Genomic DNA, 20,189 nt, shown 5'->3' with positions numbered 1-20,189 from the left:
ATGTCAACGACGCGGACCATTGTCACAAAAGGGGACCAGCGCCGCCCGGCGGCACGGGGCCGACGACATGTCGACCCCGTGGCCCGGGGCACGCTTCCGTTCATCATCCCAGCGCTCGTGGCGACGGTGGGGCTGGTTCTCATACCAGTGCTCTACACCGTCTGGCTCTCGCTGACTGATCAGGACATCGCGGGGAACAACAGCGGGTTCGTGGGGTTCGACAACTTCGTTCTGATGTTCCAGAACTCCGAATTCTGGTACTCGCTCTTCGTCACACTGCAGCTGTTTATCGTGTGCCTTGTTGTCGAGACGATTCTCGGGCTCGGCCTCGGTTACCTGCTGAGCCGTGACGTTCCCGGGCGCGCCATTTTTCAGGGGCTTCTGCTCATTCCAGCGATCACCGCCTCGGTGGCGGTCGCCCTCGTGTGGATGCTCATCTACGACCCGACACTCGGGGCGGCAAACCAGATTCTGCAGGCGATCGGCCTCGACCCCGTGGTGTGGCTGGGCAGTCGGGAGATGGCTCCGTGGTCCATTGCGATCGTCGACATCTGGCAGTGGACGCCGTTTATGGCGCTCATTATCTCTGCCGGCATCCGGTCATTGCCGAGCGAACCGTTCGAGGCAGCATCCATCGATGGTGCCGGGCCGATCAAGAAGGCGTTCTTTGTGGGGCTGCCGCTGCTGCGCTCGGTGCTGCTCGTCGCCATGCTGCTGCGCACCGTCGACCTGATCCGCTTCTTCGACACCATCTACATCATGACCCAGGGTGGCCCGGTCAATGCGACGAACACCCTCAACGTGTATGGGTATCGCGCGGCGTTCATCGATCAAGAGCCCAGCTACGCTGCCGCTCTGCAGCTCAGCCTGTTTGTGCTGGTCATTCTGATCGCCGCCATCTTCACCGTTGTGCGAAAGAGGAGTACCGATGTCGACTAGTACGAGAAATCGTCGGCGCACCTACGCGCTGACCTACGTCGCATACATCGTGGCGGCGCTAATCTTCTTTGTGCCCGTGCTGTTTATGCTGTGGTCGGCGTTCCGCAGCAACGTCGACATCACCGGCAGCATCTTCAACATTGGCACGCCGCTGACGCTCGACAACTTTACGAACCTGTTCGAGCGGTTCGACTTCATTTACTACATTCGCAACAGCTTCATCATCGCGGGCGGCTCCACCATTCTCGGACTGCTGTTCGGCATTCCGGCGGCCTACGTCATCGCCCGGCGCACCATCCCGGGCATCGGCTTCAGCACGCTTCTGGCGCGCATGGCCCCCGGTGTGCTGTTCGTCGTTCCCTTCTTCATCATGTCGATGAAGATCGGTGCAACGTCGAACGATGTGCTCAACTTCGCTGTGCTGATCGCTGCCCACCTCATCATCACGCTGCCGCTGTGCATCTGGCTGCTCATTCCCTTCTACGAAGAGATTCCGCGCAGCCTTGAGGAGGCAGCGCTGATCGACGGGTGCAGCCCGGGGCAACGGTTCATGCAGGTGGTGCTTCCGCTCGTGACGCCCGGCATCTCGGTCGCCATCACGCTGAGCTTCATCTTCTCGTGGAACTACTTTCTGTTCGCCCTCGCGCTGGCCAGCTCGAACACCATGCCGCTGCCCGTGATCGCGTTCAACTTCATCGGGCAAGGCTCGAGCGACTACGGCGGTCTCATGGCTGCGAGCACGCTCATCTCCCTTCCCGCAATCATTCTCACCATCGTCGCGCAGCGCTGGCTTGTGCGCGGTCTGACAGGAGGCGCGGTCAAATGACGGATGCCATCAGCAACACGAGTGCTCACTTTGAGGGCGACGGCGTCGTGTCGTTCTCGACGGAGACACTGCGGGCGGTTCGCCCGGGGCATGTGCGCATTCGCGTGGATGTGTGCGCGCTCTGCGGCTCAGACAAGCGTCTGCTCGCGAGTGGCGCCGCCGTTGTTCCCGGGCACGAGGTGGTCGGCACGATCGTGGAGTCGGCACCGGATGCCCCGAGCGAGGGAACCCGGGTGATCGTGTACATTCCCGTGAGCTGCGGGGAGTGCAAGGCGTGCCTCGAGCAGCAGAACAACCGCTGCTACAACCTCGGCGGCCTCATGGGGTGGCAGTTCGACGGCGGCTTCGCCGAGTACATGGATGTTCCCGTGCAGTGCGTTCTTCCTGTTCCCGACGACATCCCCTCCGACGTCGCGGTGCTCGCGCTCGACACGTTCGGCACGGCGGCGCACGCACTGCGTCTCGGTGCGAGAACGCAGCCCGACGGCATCCAGAATCTGTTGGTGATCGGCTGCGGCCCGCTCGGACTCGGCGTTGTGGCCGTGGCGTTGGCCATGGGCATTCCCACCGTGCACGCATGGGACCCGAACGATGCACGCCTCGGCCTTGCCGAGCAGCTCGGTGCAACCCGCGCTCTCGACCTCGAAACGGTCAACCAATACCAGGTGATCGCCGAGGCAAGCGGCGCCGACCCCGCCCGGGCGGCAGCGCAGAACCTGGTGGAGCCCGGCGGCGCGATTCTCGCCCTCGGCGAGTCCAACGAGCCGTACCTCATGCCGGCGACGCCCCGGTGGCGGCGAACCGACTGCTTCACCGTGCGGTCGTTCTACTTTCCCAAAACCGAGGTTGCCGACAACTGGAGCCTGCTTCGTTCGCACGGAGCAACGCTTCGCGACACGATCATGACGCCCACGAGGTTGAACGACCTCGAAGAGACGTTCACGAAGTTTCTTGACGGGGACTTCGTCAAGCCATACATCACGCACGAGGAGAATTGATGACCCACGACAACCTGCTTATTCTTGCGGCCGACCAGCGACCGTGGCTGACGAACGCCTTGTTCGGCCACACCGGCGTAGCGACAGCGGAACAGCGTGCGGTCACAACCGAGGCCAAACATCTGATCTTCGAGGGGCTCCTGAAGGCGACAGAATCGGATGCCGCGACCGGCGCCGCGATTCTTGTCGACCCCGAGCTCGGCCCCGGCGTTCCCGAGCGGGCGCTGGCGCACAGCATCCCTCTTGCTCTTCCCATTGAGCGCGCGGGCCAGCGTCTCTACGAAACCGAACCCGAGAACCTGCGCGAATACCTGAAGGCGTTTGCGCCGCGCTATTCGAAGGTGCTCGTGCGCTACAACCCCGCGGACTCAGATGACGAGCGTGCGCTGCAGCGCGAAAGGCTGGCCGAAGCATCCGCCATCTCGCGTGACGAGGGCTGCGAGTTTCTGTTCGAACTGCTCGTGCCGCCGACAGACGAACAGCTTGCCCAGGTTGACGGCGACGCCGAGCGCTACGCCTGGGAACTGCGCCCCGAGCTGACGCGCCAGGCCATGGCCGAGATCGCCGAGCAGGTGGGCGTTGACATCTGGAAGCTGGAGCACCAGGGCGACGTCGACTCGTCACGCCAGACGGTGGAGCTTGCGCGCAGCCACAGGGCGGAATGCATTCTTCTCGGGGCGGGCGGCGACACCGACACTGTCAATTCGTGGCTGCAGATTGCCGCGCAGGCAGGTTTCGTCGGGTTCGCCATCGGCCGTAGTATCTGGTGGGAAGCGGTGCAGCAGCTCGCCGCCGCTCCAACGGACAGTGACGTTCGCGCACGTTCGCTCGACACGATCGCAGCGACGTACGCCGGGTTCGTCACCGCGTTTACGCGGGCACAGTAGGCGAAGGCGGGGGAGTCGACGTGGAGTGGGAGCCTCCCGTGCGCGTGGGTACGAGCGTTCACGAGTTTTTGCGCGCGAAGATTCTCACGGGGGAGCTCCCACCGGGGTCGCGCCTTGCTGTTCCGTCGCTTGCGAAGGAGCTCGGCGTCAGCCGCAGCCCGGTGCGCGACGCCGTGCTGCAGCTCGTGCGTGAGGGCCTCGCGATTGAGGAGTTCAATCGGGGCGCCGTCGTCTACCTGCCGCCGCGCCCGGCACTCGTGAGTCTGTATCACGCACGTGAAGCACTCGAGGGCATGGCCGCGCGCCTCGCGGCGAGCAGCATCAGCGACGCCACGCTGGCCGATCTTGACGCTGTGCTCAGCGAACACGAATCGATCGACCCCGACGACTTTCATCGCCACATCGATCTCGACGCCCGGTTTCACCGGCAGATTCGGGATGCCGCGGCAAGCCCCGTACTCATTCGGATGCTCGAAGAGATTCAGGGGCAGGTGATCGTGGCCATGCGCTCCACCAACCTGAGCGGTGGCGTGCACCGCGCGACGGCCGATCACCGGGCGATTCTCGATGCACTCCGAAGACACGATCCGGATGCCGCGGAAGCAGCGGCGCGCAACCACATCTCCCGGCTGACCGGAATTCTTGAAGAAGGCGGCGAGGCAGCACAATGAATAGAACGGCACTCCGACACAGCAAGACTGACGGTCTGCGCTTGGCAGAAGAACCGCTGCCCGATCTGGCTCCGGGCGAAGCCTCGATCGACGTTCTCGCCGTGGGGCTGTGCGGCACCGACACCCACATTCTCGAGGGAAACTTCCCCTCTGCCGACAACGTCATCATGGGCCACGAGGTGTGCGGCATCGTGCGCGAGCTCGCTGATGACGCATCCGACCTCGCCGTGGGAGACCTGGTCACCGTCGAGCCGCATAAGTACTGCACCGAGTGCACCTACTGTCGTTCGGGCGACGAGCATCTCTGCATCAATAAGAAGGGGTACGGAGTCAAGCTCGATGGCGGTATGACCACGACGATGGTCGCGCCGGCGCGCATCCTGTACCGGCTCGATCCGCAGACCGATCCGCTGATCGGCGCGATGGCAGAGCCGCTCGCGTGCTGCATCCACTCGATGGATCGTCTCAACCCGACGTCCGGCACGTCGATCCTCATCTCCGGCTGTGGCCCGGCGGGCGCGATGCTTGTTGCGCTGTCAAAGGCACGCGGGCTGACGCCGATCGTGGTGTCGGAGCCCTCCGAATCACGCCGCGAGCTGGCGCTGGCGATGGGCGCTGACCTTGCGGTGCATCCCGACGATCTGGACTCCGCCGAAGTCTCCGCGCTCGCGGGTGAGCAGGGCTTTCATTCGGTGGTGGATGCTGTCGGCCGCGCCGCCATTGCGCGCGACCTGCTGAATCGCATCCGCAAGGGCGGCACGTTCCTAGTTTTCGGCGTCGCAGCGCCCGACGACACGCTCGCTCTCACGCCGCGCGAGGTCTACGACCGCGAGCTGACGATTGTGGGCTCGATCATCAACCCCTACACGCATGAGCGTGCGGTCGCAATGCTGCAGAGCCTCCCGCTCGACAGCATCCCCACGCGCACCTTCCCGCTCTCGGACTACGAAGCCGCCTTTGCGGCGCAGCGCGAGGGCCGCGAGAAGATCTATATCGCCCCAAACCGGGGCAGCGCCAACCGTCTCGCCTAACTGCTCTCAGTATTGGCTGAAGCGTTATCGACCGAGCCAACCCCCGTCAACGGGCAGGATTACTCCAGAAACATAGTCACTAGCGCGACTCGAGAGAAAGATGAGAGCACCGCTGAGGTCGTCTGGTTGTCCCCAGCGTCCTACGGGAATTCGTTGCTTCACAGCGTCAAAGGCGGACACATCTTCGCGTAGCGCGCGGGTATTCTCGGTCTCGATGTAGCCGGGAGCGATGCCATTGACTCCGATGCCGTGCTCGGCCCACTCGTTCGAGAAAGTGCGCACAATACCAGCGAGCGCGGACTTTGACGCTGTATAGCTCGCGACTCCGTTGCCACCCTGGAAGACGCGTAGCGAGGTTGTAAATATCACTTTACCGGTGCGCCGGTCGAGCATCTGGCGCCCAATTGCTTGGGTGAGCGCGAACTGCGAAGTGAGGTTGATGTCGATCACCCGTTGCCATTCATCGAGAGGATGGTCCACTGTTGGATAACGAACAATAGTGCCTGCATTGTTGACGAGGATGTCGATCGGGCGCTCTCCCGTCGCGATAGAGTCGCCGAAAGCCGACACCTCCTTCACATTTGCGAAATCAACCCGGTGGGCATCGAACGAGCGCCCGAGGGCGCGGACATCGGCACCAGCTGGCCCTCCATCGTTGGGCATGGAGGCGCTTACACCGATAATGTCGGCCCCGCGTGTGGCAAGTGCCTTCGCGAATGAGCGCCCGATCCCGCGATTTGCGCCGGTGACAAGCGCGAGCTTGCCTTGAATGTCAAATAGATCGTCTGCCATCATCATCACTCCTCAAGATTCTGTGTAACGCAGTCGAGGGTGAACGCGTATTCCCCTCGACAAACTCATTCCGATGCGACGCGGCTTCTCACGTGACTCGAAGGGCACGATGTAGCCGGTAGGTGTTGTCAGAACGTGTCGGTCAGATTCTATCTAACTAGTCGTCTAGACCTCTAGTCGAGGACTTATCGTTCGAGTTGGAGAACCAGCCGGAAGCCGGGGACCATGAAACTTTCCGCGACCTCGATCGGTTCACCCGTGCTCGCCCAGGCAAGGCGTGAAATATGGGTAACGGGATCGCCGGGCTCGATATCCAAGAGTGACGATTGATCTTCGGTTGCCAACGCACCGGAGATTCTCTGAGTTGCGCGAACGACAGTAATTCCGAATCGCTCAGCGAGTGTCGTGTAGAGCGATCCCTTGACGAACTTGGCGTACGCGAGTTCGGGAGCTCTCAGGTACGGTAGCCAAGAGGTCTGCACCGCCATGGGGCGGCCCTGATACGACCGGACGCGTACGAGTCGTAAGGTTGTTTGTCCGGTAGCGGCGAAGAGCTGTGCGTTGACGTCCTCGGGAGGTTCTACGACGTCCCGTGAGATGATGCGAGTGCTGATCTCTTCCGCTTCGAGACCCAACTCCTCATGAAATGGTGCGAGACGCCCAGCGTGGCGCTCAATAGACTGCGGCTCGCTGACGAAAGTGCCAGCGCCTTGACGCCGTGTCACAAGACGCTCCAACTCGAGCTGTGAAAGAGCTTGCCTCACGGTCATTCGACTGACGCCGTATCGCCTCGCGAGACCTGACTCGCTCTCGAGTTGAAAGCCCGGCTTAAGCCTGCCTGACCGAATTTGGCTCGTCAGGTCACGGCTAATCACCTCATAGAGCGGGGCATTGGCCACGCGTCTACCTCCTTGTTGAACTATTTGATTTCATATTAGGACCTAGGCGACTTCATTCGATGAACAGGCGGGAGATGCACCTAACCTCGTTTCATGTCCAGATCCCATTCCGTAACGTCGCTGCCGGTGTGAGCGATCTAAGTCGAGACAAGCTTCTGGATGTAGTGGATCGCGGTCTCTGTGGCAGTCGTGGGGTAAAACTCAAGCCCAATCGTGCCGTCGTATCCAGAAGCTCTAATTACGTCGAGCAGCGTCGGCCATTGTACGTTTCCACTCCCAGGCTCACCGCGCCCCGGAACGTCTGCGATCTGAAGATAGCAGATGACGTCATGGCCGTCCGCGAGCTCGGTAGCAGGATCTTCCGCTTCTGTCATCGAATGGTATAGGTCGTAGAGAACTCCGAAGCGGGAGGAGCCGACGTCGCGGGCAATCTGTACAGCATCGCGGGTACGGTCGAGGAGAGCGCCCGGATGGTCCACGCGGATGTTGAAGTTCTCGGTCATGAAGGTGACCCCGGAGTCTTCGGTGCGGGCAATGACCTCCGCAAAAATTTCAGTAACACGCTTGAGTTGTTCTGAGCGCTTCATCCGAAGGTATCCCGTCGCACCGCTGACCAGAACGCGTGGACACTCGAGTGCGATCGCTCGCTCTACTGTTCGAGCAATGCCGTCGTAGTACGCATTGAGATTCGCATCGGGGAATGCGATGTTTATTCGAGGTTCCGCGCTCATAGCAGTGACCGAGACCCCGCGTTCAGACGCCGCCCGAAGGATGGCCTCTGTGTCGCGGTCTGACGTGGTCCAGAGTTCAACTGCTGTGAACCCTGAATCGGCCGCAGCGTGCAGGCGCGCGGGCACATCGCCTGCTTCAGTAAATAGCAGGTCGATATTGGCGGCAAGTGTTAGCGCCATATTGCAACCTTTACGTTGCTCGTAGAGTGTGCCATACTTCCCGTCCCTCTCTCAGCCCCCTCAGGTTGTGAAGCCCAGTCACCGAGCTTCACGCGACCCGCGCCCCCATTTGCGCGCCAGGGCAAGCGCACTATCTTCGCGCCACGGTCAAATGACCTGCTCGTCGCGCAACTCCCGTATCCGCTCGTCTGAATAGCCGAGCAGGGTACCGAAAATGAAGTCGTTGTCCTCACCGACCAATGGAGGAGCCTTACGAATGCTTCCTGGTGTCGCGCTGAGTTTGACTGGAATACCGGGCAACTTAAGTGTTCCCAAAACAGGGTGCTCGACGTCGACCATCATTTCGCGGGCAGCGATCTGCTCCGAATCGGTTATCTCATCGACTCCCGCGACTTTGCCATAAGGGACCCCTGCTTCTTCAAGCACCTGACCTGCCTCGGCGCAGGTCAGCGGCGCGATCCACTCCGCAACGATTCTCTCGATCTCCTCAATGTGGTCCATGCGTGAAGCAACGGTTGAGAAGCGTTCGTTGTCTGCCAGCTCAGCTTGCCCCATGCCGGCGGCGAGGCGGCGGAATAGGGGATCAGTGCCTGCGTGCAAATAGAGGAACCCGTCTTTCGTTTCGAACAGATTGGCAGGTCCACTCATGCGGTCGCGAGAGCCATTGCGTTCCATGACGGTGCCGTTCATCGCCCAGGCGCTTGGGGCGGTACCGAGCACAGGGAAGAGCGCGTCAATAGAAGCGACGTCCACGCACTGGCCTTCCCCTGTGGCGCGGTGATGCAAGACAGCGAGGAGCGCTCCGATGGCGCCCTGGTAACCAGCGATGTAGTCGGCTACGAACGCCCCCGTCAGTGTGGGTCGGCCGTCTCGTTCGCCGGTCATGCTCATGAGGCCCGATGCAGCCTGGGCAATTCCATCAAAGAGAGCTCGGCCTGCAAGCGGACCGGTCTGACCGAAGCCGGAAATGGACACGAGAATTATTCCCGGATGGAGTTCCTGCATCCGTTCATAGGGAATGCCCATCGCGTCCAAAGTGCCAGGCCGATAGTTCTCTACGACGATGTCCGTGTTCCGGATCAGATCCTCGAGGATGGCAAGTGCCTCCGGGTGGCGTGTATCGAGCGTTCCTCCGTGTTTGTTCCGACTGTAGAGCATGGTGTAGATGCTGTGACCTTGGTAAAAGGGTGCGAGTTTGCGGGAGTCTTCGCCCCCTGGTCGCTCGATCTTGATTACCTCAGCACCCATGTCTGCCAATATCTGGCAGCAGAGCGGCCCGGCAATAAACCGGGTGAGGTCGAGGACTTTCAGGCCGGTGAGCGGCTGGGCTACCATTGCTCTCTATTCCCTTCTTTGGGAGGAAAGATCCTCATCGGTGAACTCGGCGGTCTGCAGAATTAAACGTCCAGACATCTATATGTGACCATTTTGTCGACGAGGATGTCAAACTGAATCGAAGCCGTTCAGTTTTGCGACTTGACAGCCACGTCGCGACCGGTAATGTTGAGAAAGCCCGCTAGTCGTCTATATGACTAGTCCGTAACAGATCGTCGCCGAGCACCAGCTCGGCTTTGCTCGAAGGAGAGCCTTCATGTCGAATTCAAACCCTAAGCGCTCGGCAATGAGAGGGTGGCGCCCTGCCGCGATCCTAGCGAGCTTAACTGCAGTCGCTCTTCTCGCCGGGTGTTCTATCGGTAGTGGGCCAGGCTCCGATGATGATGCCGGCAACGGCGCGTCGAACTCGTCAGGAAGTACCTGGGAAGATATTGAGGAGCGCGGCGTCATCAACATCGGCGTCGGCCTCACGACGCCACCTTTCGGCCTCACTAAGAAGAGCGGCGACCCTGCCGGATTTGACATTGACGTCGCGAAGGAATTGGCAGATTTCCTTGGTGTCAAGGCAAACATCTTTGAAGTGACGGCCGACGGGCGGATTCCATCAATTCAGAGTGGTAAAGCAGACGTAATCTCGTTCACTCTCACCAACACTCCTGAGCGTAGGGAACAGGTTGACTTTTCGGATCCGGTTATAAACACGTATCAGGGAGTTGCTGTCGCGGAGTCATCGGACATCACATCGGTTGACGACCTTTCTGGCAAAACCATTTCGGTGCAGAAAGGTGCCTTGGGGGCAACAGTCGCAGCAAAGGCTTTCCCAGATGCCACCCTTCAACAGTACGATACGGCAGTCGCGACGCGCTTAGCAGTCGCTCAAGGCCAGGCTGACGCCATTGTTGACAGTATTAGTGTCCTGTCATACGCGCTGGCGAAGGAAGACAGCTCACTGAGAATCGTCCCAGGGGTGGTCGGTGACGAGTTGCAGGATTTTGCACTTGGCATGCAAAAGGGTAATTCGTCGTTGAAAGCAAAGGTGGATGCGTTTCTCGAGGAGTTTCATGCGAGCGGTAAGGGAAAAGAACTCTACGAAAAGTGGTTTGGTGGGTCTGCACCCGACGAGGTTTTCAACGGACTCGAAGACTAAAACTTGACATAGCGGCGAATTCCTCTGCATCTCGCCGCTACTCGACCGCTGCCCGACGCGAGAGGAATGGTCCTTCATCCTGTGAACTTTCTTGACTATACCCAGCTCTTTATCAACGGCTCGTGGGTGACGATATGGACTTCGACAGTTGCCTTTGCTCTTTCACTAGTCCTAGGAGCACTTGTTGCGCTCATGCGCTTGTCGTCGTGGAGTGTAATGCGGGCCGTGGGCGCCGTCTACGTCGAAGTACTTCGGAACACTCCAGTCCTCGTCCAGATATTCATTGTCTATTTCGGGCTCGGGTCGATCGGCATTCGCTTGTCTGCGTTGCTGGCGGGAGTTATTGCGCTTGCCATCAACGCGGGTGCCTATCTGGTCGAGGTCATTCGGGCCGGGCTTCAGTCCGTTCCTGCCGGACAGCTAGAGGCGGCACGTTCTCTTGGTCTCTCCTCGACGCACACCTTCTTCAGTGTCGTCTTACCGCAGGCGTTCCGTACCGTCTTTCCTCCAATCATTAATCAATACATCGACATGATCCTTGCGAGTTCGCTGCTTTCCACGATCGCTGTAAACGAGTTGACGAGTGTTGCACGGATTGTGAACGGCATCACTTATGAGACTTTGGCCATCTTTGCTTTCGCAATGCTCTTCTACCTTGTGCTCACGAACCTCGTCGCATTCGCCGCACACGTCTTTGCCCGCAGAGTCTTCAAGCCGCAGGTCGAAACCAAGTTCAGATTCCGCATCCGCCGATCTCAGAAGCTTCGAGTGGGGGGTGACCCCGCATGAGTAGCTGGGAGCAGATCTGGGAATTCCGCGACCTACTCTTAGAAGGGTTTTTCGCGACGTTCGTACTCACTGTTGTCTCGATTTTGACGAGTACCGTGCTCGGGTTCCTTGTCGGGCTCGGTCGCTATGCTCGGGTTCCCGTCCTTGACCTGTTGCTCCGGGTATACCTCGAGGTTTTCCGCGGTACGCCGCTACTTGTGCAGTTGCTGTTCATATACTTCGGCGCTGCCTATTTGCAACTCGAAGGCGTAACCGTGTTCATCGCGGCTCTTATCGGAATGACTCTGTACCAGGGTGCATATATATCGGAGATCTTCCGCGCAGGGTTCGAATCGGTGAATGCTGGGCAACGAGAGGCCGCAACGACTCTCGGAATGTCGCGTCTGAGCATCACCAAGAACGTGGTCTTTCCTCAAACGCTTCCGGTCGTTCTCGCGCCACTTTTTGGCCAATACCTCACATTGGTCAAGAACACGGCTTTAGCATCCACGATCAGTTACTACGACATCGTTCGTCAAGGCCAGGTCATCATCAACCATGGCGCAAACTCATTCGACGTTTATCTTGTCGTAGCCGCCATGTTCTTTATCATCAGCTTCCCGCTTTCCCTCGCAGCACGTGCGCTTGAAAAGCGGAGCGTTACCAGAAGGGAGAGAGCCGCATGATCGTTGACGTAAAGGACGTCCGTAAGCGCTTCGGCGACAACGAGGTACTGCGCGGCGTGAGTGTCTCTGTTGAGGCAGGCGAAGTCATCGCAATCATTGGTGCAAGTGGCTCCGGAAAAAGTACACTTCTCCGAACAATAAACGGTCTAGAAACCGTGGACTCCGGCGAGATTTCTGTGAACGGCGTACGAGTTCACGAGCGGAAGACCTCTCGAGAGGTCCATCAGTATGTGGGGATGGTTTTCCAGCAGTTCAACCTGTTTCCCCACCTGAGTGCGTTAGACAATGCCACGCTTGCCCTGCGAAAAGTGAAAAAGATGAACCGGGAGCAAGCCCGGGAAGTCGCTCGTTCGGCACTTGAGCGTGTCGGCCTCGCTGATAAAGCATCGGCCTATCCCCAGCAGCTATCTGGTGGTCAACAGCAGCGAGTCGCCATTGCTCGCGCCTTGTCGATGCAACCCCAGGTCATGCTGTTCGATGAGGCCACCAGTGCGCTGGATCCCGAGCTGGTGGGCGAGGTGACAAAGGTCATGCGAGAGCTGGCGGCGGAAGGGATGACCATGCTCGTCGTGACTCACGAAATGGGCTTTGCTCGCGAGACCGCGGATCGAATCCTCTATTTCGACAACGGAGTAATCGGTGAAGAAGGGGTGCCCGAGCAGATCTTCACGGATCCAAAGAATCCTCGTCTGCGGCAATTCCTCCACCGCGTGCTGGAGGAGCGATGAAACGCAAACTGCAGTCGCTCTCAGACGCGGCTTCACGCGTATCTGACGGCGACGTTGTCGCGTTGGGCGGGTCGCTCCTCCGGAGACAGCCGCTGGCGCTCTGCCGAGAACTGGTTCGCCGCAACGTGCGTGACCTATCACTCTTAACGTGGGCGTCGAGCTTAGCGACTGATCTTCTTGCGGGAGCGGGTTGCGTTCGCGCCTGGGAGGGGATCTACGTCGGTATGTGGTGGCAGGGAGGTGCACCGAACTTCCGCCGTGCCGTTGAGCAAGGCCGAATTCGAGTCACCGATCAATCAGAGTCCTTTATGACTGCACGGTTTCGCGCGGCGGCAATGGGGCTACCATTCCTGCCCGTGGTGCCAATACGGGGAACGGAGATGAGTGAGCGCGACGACATTCGGTCTGTCAGTTGCCCCTACACGGGCACTGAGTTGCAGACTGTCGCTGCTGCACACGCCGATATAACTTTGCTACACGCATATGCGGGGGACGAGTACGGAAATATCGTATGGCCCGTTCATCGCGACAGCGACGATATTGACCTCATTATGGGGGCAGCATCGACTCAACTGATTGTGTCCGTCGAGCGGGTAATTCCGCACGCAGAAGTGGCGCGTCGACCGAATCTCACGTATATCCCCCACACCAAGGTGGCTGCTGTCTGCGAAGCTCCGTACGGCGCTTACCCCGGTAGCTGCGACACCTTTTACGACGAAGATGAGACTGAGCTTCAGGCTTGGGTCGATGCTTCACGATCAGACGAGACCTTCGTGACCTACCTCAAAGAGACGGTGGGAGACACCCAAGACCATGAGACGTTTCTGAGGCAGATTGGTGCAAAGCGGCTGGCCTCCCTAAAAGTGGGTTCCAATGACTGACATCACGCCTACTCAAAATGAGTTGATGGCCGTTGCGATCAGTGCGGCGCTTAGAGACGACGACGTTGTCTTTGTCGGTGTCGGCACGTCAGGGCGAGCATTCACCCTCGCAGTCGGAATCCCGCTTGTAGCGGCTCGGCTTGCGCAACTAGATCACGCTCCGGGCCTTGACATCTACTGGGGGAATCTTCTGAGCCCGGACCTTACGGACGTGCCCGCGCATCTTACGCAAGATGCGATCACCCGTTGGCGAGGCGCCTACGCACCAGCAGACGTGGGCCAGAAGGTTGACATGCTCGTGCGAGGCGAGTTCGATGTGAGCTTCGAGTCGGCTGCTCAAGTTGACCAGCACGGCAACCTCAATATCACCCGGATTGGAACGCCAGAACGCCCCAAGGTCCGTCTTGTAGGGTGCCTTGCTCAACCGGAGCACCTCGCGTTTGTCCGTCGCCCAATCATCGTCACAGATCTGTCATCACGCGTCTTCGTTGACCATGTTGATCACATAACGAGCTTCGGTTATGGCAACGGAACGCGTTCCAGAGAATCGCTCGGATATTCGGGAGGCGGCCCATCTTTAGTCGTCACAGACCACGGGGTGTTCGACTTCACAGCCGATGGGCGGATGCGCCTTCGCTCGCTGCACAGCGGCGTAACTCTTGAGGACGTTCGGTCTCGGATGTCGTTTGGCCCCGAAATCGCTGAAGACCTCTCAGAGACCTCGACCCCGGCTGCCTCGACTCTGCGTGCAATTCGCGAGGAGATCGATCCGTCCGGCGCGCTGCTTCGCACCTGACGCAGTTCGTTATCAGTCTCGTGTTGAAGGAATCAAAATCAAGCACCATACACCCACCGGGGCGGGGTGCTGAAAGGGTAACGCGATGATAAGGAACACTTTCGACGTGGTCGTCGTGGGTAGCGGTCCCGCCGGCACGGCCTTCGCTCGTACTCTCGCAGAGTCTGCGCCTGAAACGTCGATACTCATGGTTGAGTGCGGTCCCCTCGTAGCTTCGCCGCCGGGCCGTCATGTACGCAGAACTGGTGATGTGGCAGATCGGGAACGCGCACAGGTAGCTTCACAGGGACCTCTGGGTTCACGACTGGGGTTACCGCCGCCTCGGGCTATTTCTCCGGATGCCGAGGGGCGGCTTCCGATCGGGGTTCGACCGGGTACTTTTCTCATCTCCGATGGAATGGTGGCATCGGACTCGACGGGATTTCCAGCAGGCGCCATGTCTTCAAATGTGGGTGGAATGGGCGCGCACTGGTCGTGCGCTTGTCCTGCCCCAGGCAAAGGTGAGTTGATTCCTTTCATTCCCGCCGACGAGTTTGCCCACGATTTCGCTGCTGGATACCGGCTACTTTCGGTGACGCAGCGCGCCTTTGATGAATCAGCGCTGGCCATGGGCGTACAGACAGCGCTTGGCGCGAAGTTCGATAGCTTCGTGAAGCGACCTGTTCAGGCTATGCCACTGGCACTGACCCCAGACGCTGATGGCAGGCTTGGGTTCGCCGGTACGGAGAAGCTTCTCGAAAGACTTTTCGCGTCGCCGAGTGAACGATTCGAGCTTCGCGCAAACACGCTAGCTACCTCGCTTGTTTGCAAGGGTGATCGTGTTGTCGGTGTGCAGCTTCGTAACCTGGTCAGCGGCGAAGAATATCGTGTTTCCAGCGATCATGTTTTTGTCGCTGCAGACGCGTATCGCACGCCACAACTCATGTACGCATCCGGCATCCGGCCTCAAGCGCTCGGTCGCTACGTGAACGATCACCTCGATGCTCGGTCGTTCGTGCAGCTCGATGATCGCTTTCGAGAGCTGGCGCGGGGGGAGTCAGAGGCTTCTGCTGGCGGGCTCGATCGCGATGCGGGAGTCACATGGATTCCCTACGACAGAGAAAACTTCCCTTTTTCGGTTCAGGTGATGCAGCTCGATGCATCACCCATCGCACTCGATGAGCACGCATCACCCTGGCCGGGATCCTACGTGGGCGTCGTGCTCTTTGGGTGCAAAGAACTCGACTCGCGCGACCGTATCGGGTTCAGCGACAGAGAAACGGATGCTTACGGAATGCCTGCTCTTCGAATCCACTATCAACTGAACGACCGTGATCATGCGACGGTTCACAACATGATGGCCGCCCACGAGAATGTACGGGATGCGCTCGGCAGTTTCGTCGGCGGAGGGCCCGCTCTCCTTCAGGATGGGGCGTCGTATCACATCATGGGATCTGTTCGAATGGGCGAGACGGATGATGGTGCGAGCGTCTGTGACAGTTTCGGACGTGTGTGGGGTGTCGACGGCCTCTCTGTCGGCGGCAATGGCGTCATTCCGACTCCAACCGCATGCAACCCGACAGCCACGACAGTTGCCCTAGCGGTGCGCGCAGCGGCGCACATCGTATAGAGCTAACGACAAAAATTGGTATAGACTACTAGTCGACTACGAAATGGAGGCACTGTTGATCGAGGAATCACGTTGGCGGGATCTCACAGATCCGCGTCGCGTTCCCGATCTCGCGATCGAGCAATTGGAATCGGGTCGAAAGGACCCGGTGTTTGAGAATCTCGTTGTTCCTGAGGATCTGGGAACAGTCAGTGAAGTTGTCGACGATCACAAGATCAAGCGATACGCATTTACTCAAGACGAGTACCACTCCTGGTATATGAACGACAGTCCTTTCGGGGGACGTATCGGGCAAGCGGCCCTCCTCTGTAATGACCTCGTGCAGATGTTCACCAACGTGTATGCGGCGAGCAAGGTTGTTGGCCTCCACACGGAGGAAGAGATGTGGTTCGACAATCCGGTTCGATTGGACGAAGTTGTCACGCTCAGCGCTGGCTATACAGACGCGTACGAACGCCGAAATCACGGCTATGTCGTCATGGAAGCCCGTGCTGTGGGCGATGATGGGAGAAGCATCGTTCGACATCGCGGCATTGAAATTCTCAGGACGATGCCTGGTGCGGTAGCCGGGCGAGGGAGCACAACAAGTGCAGATCGGCCTGTAACTGGTGAAGTCCCAGCAAGCTCACGGCAGGTCGCTACTCTCGAAGGCGCTCGAGTGGGGGACGTCCTCACTCCACTGATCAGGACCGTGACATTCGAGCAAGCCGCTGTGTTCTCGCGACTTGGCGAGTACGTCACGAATATTCACAACAACCTCGCGACTGCGCGCGAGGGCGGACTCCGGCAGCCAATTGTGCAGGGCGCTCAGCAGTTCGGCCTCTTTGCTCAGCGGCTGGCGCACGCGTTCGGAGCATCGTTCTTTACAACTGGCTGGCTGCGCGTCAAGTTTCTCGCGCCAGTCAATGTGTTCGAACCAATAACCATCAGCGGAATCATCACGGCGATAAATCCATGTGACGACGGGGGCAATATCGCCTTACTCGATGTTTGGGCCCGCAATTCTGCTGGCCGGCTCACGACAGTCGGCTGGGCATCCGCAAAGCTCCCCACTAATTGACCATCTATCACAATGGAGACCCACATATGACAAACCCCAAGACCGGCGGCCAGATTGTTGTCGATATGCTCGTCTCGCTCGGCGTCCGCCACGTATTCGGCGTCGTTGGCGGGCAGACCTTGGCGATAACCGATGCGATTATCGATACACCGGGCATTGAGCTCATCCACACCAGACACGAGAATGCGGCGGCGGTAATGATGGATGCCTATGGGCGTCTGACTGGTGAACCTGCTGCCTGTATTTCGACCACTGGCCCAGGCGCGACCAACCTCCTCACCGGTGTGGGAGGAGCATTCCGCGACTCAAGTCCGGGCTTTGTCCTCACATGCAACAACAATGGCGAGAACATCCACAAGGACGACGCGCAGAACGCTGATCATGTTGAGCTGTTCAAACCACTGGTGAAGTACAGCCGGCTGGTGGCGCACGCCTCCTCGATCAAGCAGGCCATGGAGGAGAGCTACGTCAACGCCATGGCGGGTAATCCGGGCCCGGTGCACCTGGATTTCGCGCGTGACACCATTGAGGGCGTAGTCACGGAACCCCCGGCTATCCCTGAAGTGCATCCCGCCCGAGAGTGGGTCTCGCAGCGTCCGGCCCCCAACGCAGTGGGTCTCGCCACCGCAGTTGAGCGTCTCGTTGCGGCTGAACGCCCGGTCATTTGGCTTGGAAACGGCGGTAACCGTGGCAATGCATCCGATGCTGTCCTCAAGCTTGCGGAAGCCCTCAACATCCCAGTCGTAACCACGTTCAACGGTATCGGCGCTGTCCCGACAACGCATCCACTTGTCTTTGGCGCCGTGAGTCGGATGGGCACCACGATCTCGACTCGCGTGCTCAGCGACGCAGACCTCGTTCTCGCTCTGGGTAACAGTCTCAATGCAGTGTCAACAACTCGCTGGCGTCGAGTCCTCCCTGAGGTCATTCAAGTGGATATCGACCCTGCGATGATCGGACGCTATTACGGTGAGGTGACCGCCGGAATCATTTCCGACATTGCATCCTTCACAGAGGCCACGCTTCAGGCCGTCGGGAATCGCGCTGCAAATGAACGAGAGAAGCGAGGTGCTTGGGTTTCCGAATTGCAGGAGGCGAATCGCGTGTGGTGGGAGAGTTCCGCCGTCACGCCTGGAGATCACGTAGCGCCTCTCTCACCGGCGGACATCGTGAGAGGTCTTCGCAAGGCCGCGCCGGATGACACGCTCCTCATACCTGATGCGGGCAATCCCGGGGTTTGGTCGTTTCTCTGGCAGATCATCGAGCCCAACAGTTACATCAAGCCGGTTGGCTTCGGGAATATGGGGTTCGCGCTCCCGTCGGCAATCGCGTCGGCGACGATCGATCCTGGTCGACCCGTACTAGCACTCATCGGCGACGGCTCGCTCGGGATGAGCGCCGGTGAGCTGGAGACCCTTGCGCGCGTCGGCGGCCCTGTGTGCATAGTCGTGTTGAATGATTCCAGTTATGGCAACATTCGCCAGGAGCAGGAACTGCACTTTGACGGGCGCACAATTGGCGTCGACTTCGGTTCTGTCGACTTCGGTCTCGTTGCGCGCGGCATGGGAGTCGACGGTGAGACGGCTCCGGACCTCGACACCCTCGTGCGTCGTGTCGGCGAGGTTCTCCGAGGCAGCAGTCCCGCCTTGATTGATGTGCCGCTCGACCGTTCGGCGAATGCGTGGACGTATCCTGCGTTCATGCCTTATGAAGCGAGTGGCCAGTAGGTGACACAATGACCGCCCCGCTTGTGTTGTCGATCGATATCGGCTCGTCGACGGTGCGCAGTGCCATCGTTGACGGTGCCGGGGCGGTACTGGCTTCAGCGCGAGTAGCACGGTTTGATGCAGTCTCCGGTGTCGAGTTCGTACCAGAAACACTGTGGAGCGACGTCGTCACGACCGTGCTCAGCTTGCCCGATGAAGCTCGAGATGCTGTAGCGGCGATGGGTATCGCTGGCCATGTGGGGACGGTGTTTGTCGATGAGGAGGGCGAATCGGTTGGACCAGGGCGTGGTTGGGCCGATTCAGTCGGAGTGGATCTCATCAGAGAAGCAGCTGGGGATGAACTATCCTCTCTGCTGCACGAGACAGGGCGACCGATCCTTAGTGGAGGTGCGGGTGGTGCGTTTCTTGCACTGAGGCATGCTGAGCCAGCGATGGCCGACCGCGTTTCTCAGGTGCTTACTCCAAAAGACTTTATCGTCGCGAGGCTGACGGGTCGTTTTAGTACGGATAGAACCTCGGCCGCCTATTCGGGTCTTAGTGCGGTGGCCGACAGGGAATGGTCGGCCAAAATGATCGCGTTGGCGGGACTTTCTCCGGCCCAACTTCCAGATCAAAAGGCCGCAAATGATGTGGTTGGAGCTGTTTCTTCGCACATCGCCCGTGAGCTTGGTCTGGGAGAGGGTATCGTGGTGGTAGCTGGCGCTACTGACGGGTCCGCAGGTGCCGCATTCGTACTGCGCAATCGTGACGACCTTGTTGCAGATATCGCGGGCACGACGGACGTTCTGTTGCGCATAACTCCTGATCCGGTTACTGCACCGGCTGGCACGGTCGTGAACCCTTATCCACTCGGAGGCTTCAGTGTGGGTGGGCCTACCGGCGCGACCGGAGGCGCACTTACCCGATGGAGCACGCTCTTCGGCTTAGAGAGCGTGACGGATGCCGTGAAGCTTATAGAGTCCGCGCACGAACGGATCGGGCCGGGGGCCGCCGGCCTCGTCATTGATCCGAGTCTGTCCGGGGCCCGATTCCCATACTGGCGAGCAGGTCGTGCAGGCGCCGTTTACGGGCAGCGCGATGAGCATCGTGTGGATCACTTTCTGCTTGCTGCCGCAGAAGGAGCTGCGCACGTTGTGAGAGACGGCGTCGATGTGCTCGACCCGGGAGGCACTGCAACCCTGGTTTTGGCCGGAGGTGCAGCCCGCTCGCTTACGCTCGCCCAGCTTCGCGCGAATGTGCTCGGCCGAACGATCGAGGTGTGCGAGGAGCCAGATGTCACGATTCTCGGCGCAGCGCTCCTGGCCTTTGACGGGGCCGGAGCTGACGTGACGCAGTTTGGAGGGAAGGGGCGACGTAGCGTGATTCAGCCGGACTCGGTATCCGTTGAAGCATATGAAAGCCTGCATCTCGCCTGGCGCACTGAACTGGGCTTAGCTGGATAGCCCGCGCTGTGTGAGTTGCAAGCCAGATGGTGGCGCAAGAAGGCAACGCCGGCATA

General features: G+C 59.6%; 20 protein-coding genes. 16 read left to right on the top strand and 4 right to left on the bottom strand.

Going from position 1 to position 20,189, the window contains the following annotated elements:
* The 6 genes from HCR76_RS16150 to HCR76_RS16125 are packed head-to-tail and all read left to right on the top strand — an operon-like array spanning nt 1 to nt 5,352.
* A complete protein-coding gene (locus HCR76_RS16150) occupies nt 1–939 on the top strand; it encodes a carbohydrate ABC transporter permease (RefSeq protein WP_166986885.1) in 939 nt (312 codons plus the stop codon).
* On the top strand, nt 929–1,765 hold the full coding sequence (locus HCR76_RS16145) for a carbohydrate ABC transporter permease (RefSeq protein WP_166986888.1): 837 nt from the start codon (nt 929–931) through the stop codon (nt 1,763–1,765). The genes HCR76_RS16150 and HCR76_RS16145 overlap by 11 nt, the downstream gene beginning before the upstream one ends.
* The gene (locus tag HCR76_RS16140; protein ID WP_166986890.1) at nt 1,762–2,763 is read left to right on the top strand and encodes an alcohol dehydrogenase catalytic domain-containing protein; all 1,002 of its coding nucleotides are present in this window, start codon (nt 1,762–1,764) and stop codon (nt 2,761–2,763) included. The genes HCR76_RS16145 and HCR76_RS16140 overlap by 4 nt, the downstream gene beginning before the upstream one ends.
* On the top strand, nt 2,763–3,650 hold the full coding sequence (locus tag HCR76_RS16135; RefSeq protein ID WP_166986893.1) for a 2-deoxy-5-keto-D-gluconate 6-phosphate aldolase domain-containing protein: 888 nt from the start codon (nt 2,763–2,765) through the stop codon (nt 3,648–3,650). The genes HCR76_RS16140 and HCR76_RS16135 overlap by 1 nt, the downstream gene beginning before the upstream one ends.
* A 20-nt stretch (nt 3,651–3,670) precedes the next feature.
* Nucleotides 3,671–4,321 carry a GntR family transcriptional regulator gene (locus tag HCR76_RS16130; RefSeq protein ID WP_166986896.1) on the top strand — a complete coding sequence of 217 codons (651 nt, stop codon included), beginning with the start codon at nt 3,671–3,673 and terminating at the stop codon, nt 4,319–4,321.
* Nucleotides 4,322–4,362: 41 nt separating this feature from the next.
* A complete protein-coding gene (locus HCR76_RS16125) occupies nt 4,363–5,352 on the top strand; it encodes an alcohol dehydrogenase catalytic domain-containing protein (protein ID WP_166986899.1) in 990 nt (329 codons plus the stop codon).
* A gap of 24 nt (nt 5,353–5,376) precedes the next feature.
* Here the strand turns inward: HCR76_RS16125 and HCR76_RS16120 are convergent, their stop codons facing one another.
* From HCR76_RS16120 to HCR76_RS16105, 4 genes are all read right to left on the bottom strand, one after another.
* Entirely contained in the window at nt 5,377–6,150 is a 774-nt protein-coding gene (locus HCR76_RS16120) for an SDR family oxidoreductase (RefSeq protein ID WP_166986903.1), read from the bottom strand.
* A 179-nt stretch (nt 6,151–6,329) separates the two neighbouring features.
* Nucleotides 6,330–7,043, bottom strand: coding sequence for a GntR family transcriptional regulator (locus HCR76_RS16115; protein ID WP_166986906.1), 714 nt, complete (start codon nt 7,041–7,043; stop codon nt 6,330–6,332).
* 137 nt (nt 7,044–7,180) lie between these two features.
* Nucleotides 7,181–7,954: a TIM barrel protein gene (locus tag HCR76_RS16110; RefSeq protein WP_166986909.1), complete on the bottom strand. Its 774-nt coding sequence runs from the start codon at nt 7,952–7,954 to the stop codon at nt 7,181–7,183.
* Nucleotides 7,955–8,101: 147 nt separating this feature from the next.
* Nucleotides 8,102–9,289, bottom strand: a complete 1,188-nt coding sequence (locus HCR76_RS16105) for a CaiB/BaiF CoA transferase family protein (protein ID WP_166986912.1) — start codon at nt 9,287–9,289, stop codon at nt 8,102–8,104.
* Nucleotides 9,290–9,545: 256 nt separating this feature from the next.
* On the opposite strand from HCR76_RS16105, the gene HCR76_RS16100 reads away from it, so the two are divergent.
* The 10 genes from HCR76_RS16100 (at nt 9,546) to HCR76_RS16055 (ending at nt 20,133) form a co-directional block, all read left to right on the top strand.
* Complete coding sequence (locus HCR76_RS16100; protein WP_166986915.1) at nt 9,546–10,436, top strand: substrate-binding periplasmic protein; 891 nt, start codon at nt 9,546–9,548, stop codon at nt 10,434–10,436.
* 66 nt (nt 10,437–10,502) lie between these two features.
* Nucleotides 10,503–11,225 (top strand): amino acid ABC transporter permease, encoded by a 723-nt coding sequence (locus HCR76_RS16095; RefSeq protein WP_166986918.1) that lies wholly within the window; start codon nt 10,503–10,505, stop codon nt 11,223–11,225.
* The gene (locus tag HCR76_RS16090) at nt 11,222–11,890 is read left to right on the top strand and encodes an amino acid ABC transporter permease (protein WP_166986921.1); all 669 of its coding nucleotides are present in this window, start codon (nt 11,222–11,224) and stop codon (nt 11,888–11,890) included. Before HCR76_RS16095 ends, HCR76_RS16090 begins: the two co-directional genes overlap by 4 nt.
* A complete protein-coding gene (locus HCR76_RS16085) occupies nt 11,887–12,618 on the top strand; it encodes an amino acid ABC transporter ATP-binding protein (RefSeq protein WP_166986924.1) in 732 nt (243 codons plus the stop codon). Before HCR76_RS16090 ends, HCR76_RS16085 begins: the two co-directional genes overlap by 4 nt.
* Nucleotides 12,615–13,499: a CoA transferase subunit A gene (locus tag HCR76_RS16080; protein ID WP_166986927.1), complete on the top strand. Its 885-nt coding sequence runs from the start codon at nt 12,615–12,617 to the stop codon at nt 13,497–13,499. The genes HCR76_RS16085 and HCR76_RS16080 overlap by 4 nt, the downstream gene beginning before the upstream one ends.
* Nucleotides 13,492–14,295, top strand: a complete 804-nt coding sequence (locus tag HCR76_RS16075; protein ID WP_166986930.1) for a CoA-transferase subunit beta — start codon at nt 13,492–13,494, stop codon at nt 14,293–14,295. Before HCR76_RS16080 ends, HCR76_RS16075 begins: the two co-directional genes overlap by 8 nt.
* 505 nt (nt 14,296–14,800) lie before the next feature.
* On the top strand, nt 14,801–15,904 hold the full coding sequence (locus tag HCR76_RS16070; protein ID WP_166986933.1) for a GMC oxidoreductase: 1,104 nt from the start codon (nt 14,801–14,803) through the stop codon (nt 15,902–15,904).
* A gap of 55 nt (nt 15,905–15,959) precedes the next feature.
* The gene (locus HCR76_RS16065) at nt 15,960–16,964 is read left to right on the top strand and encodes a MaoC family dehydratase (RefSeq protein ID WP_198248083.1); all 1,005 of its coding nucleotides are present in this window, start codon (nt 15,960–15,962) and stop codon (nt 16,962–16,964) included.
* Nucleotides 16,965–16,990: 26 nt separating this feature from the next.
* Nucleotides 16,991–18,691 carry a thiamine pyrophosphate-binding protein gene (locus HCR76_RS16060; protein ID WP_166986939.1) on the top strand — a complete coding sequence of 567 codons (1,701 nt, stop codon included), beginning with the start codon at nt 16,991–16,993 and terminating at the stop codon, nt 18,689–18,691.
* A gap of 8 nt (nt 18,692–18,699) precedes the next feature.
* Entirely contained in the window at nt 18,700–20,133 is a 1,434-nt protein-coding gene (locus HCR76_RS16055) for a xylulokinase (RefSeq protein WP_166986942.1), read from the top strand.
* The last annotated feature ends 56 nt before the right edge of the window (nt 20,134–20,189 follow it).

This window comes from Paramicrobacterium chengjingii (genome assembly GCF_011751765.2).
Taxonomy (GTDB): domain Bacteria; phylum Actinomycetota; class Actinomycetes; order Actinomycetales; family Microbacteriaceae; genus Paramicrobacterium; species Paramicrobacterium chengjingii.
This window is presented reverse-complemented; position numbering and strand designations above follow the sequence as displayed.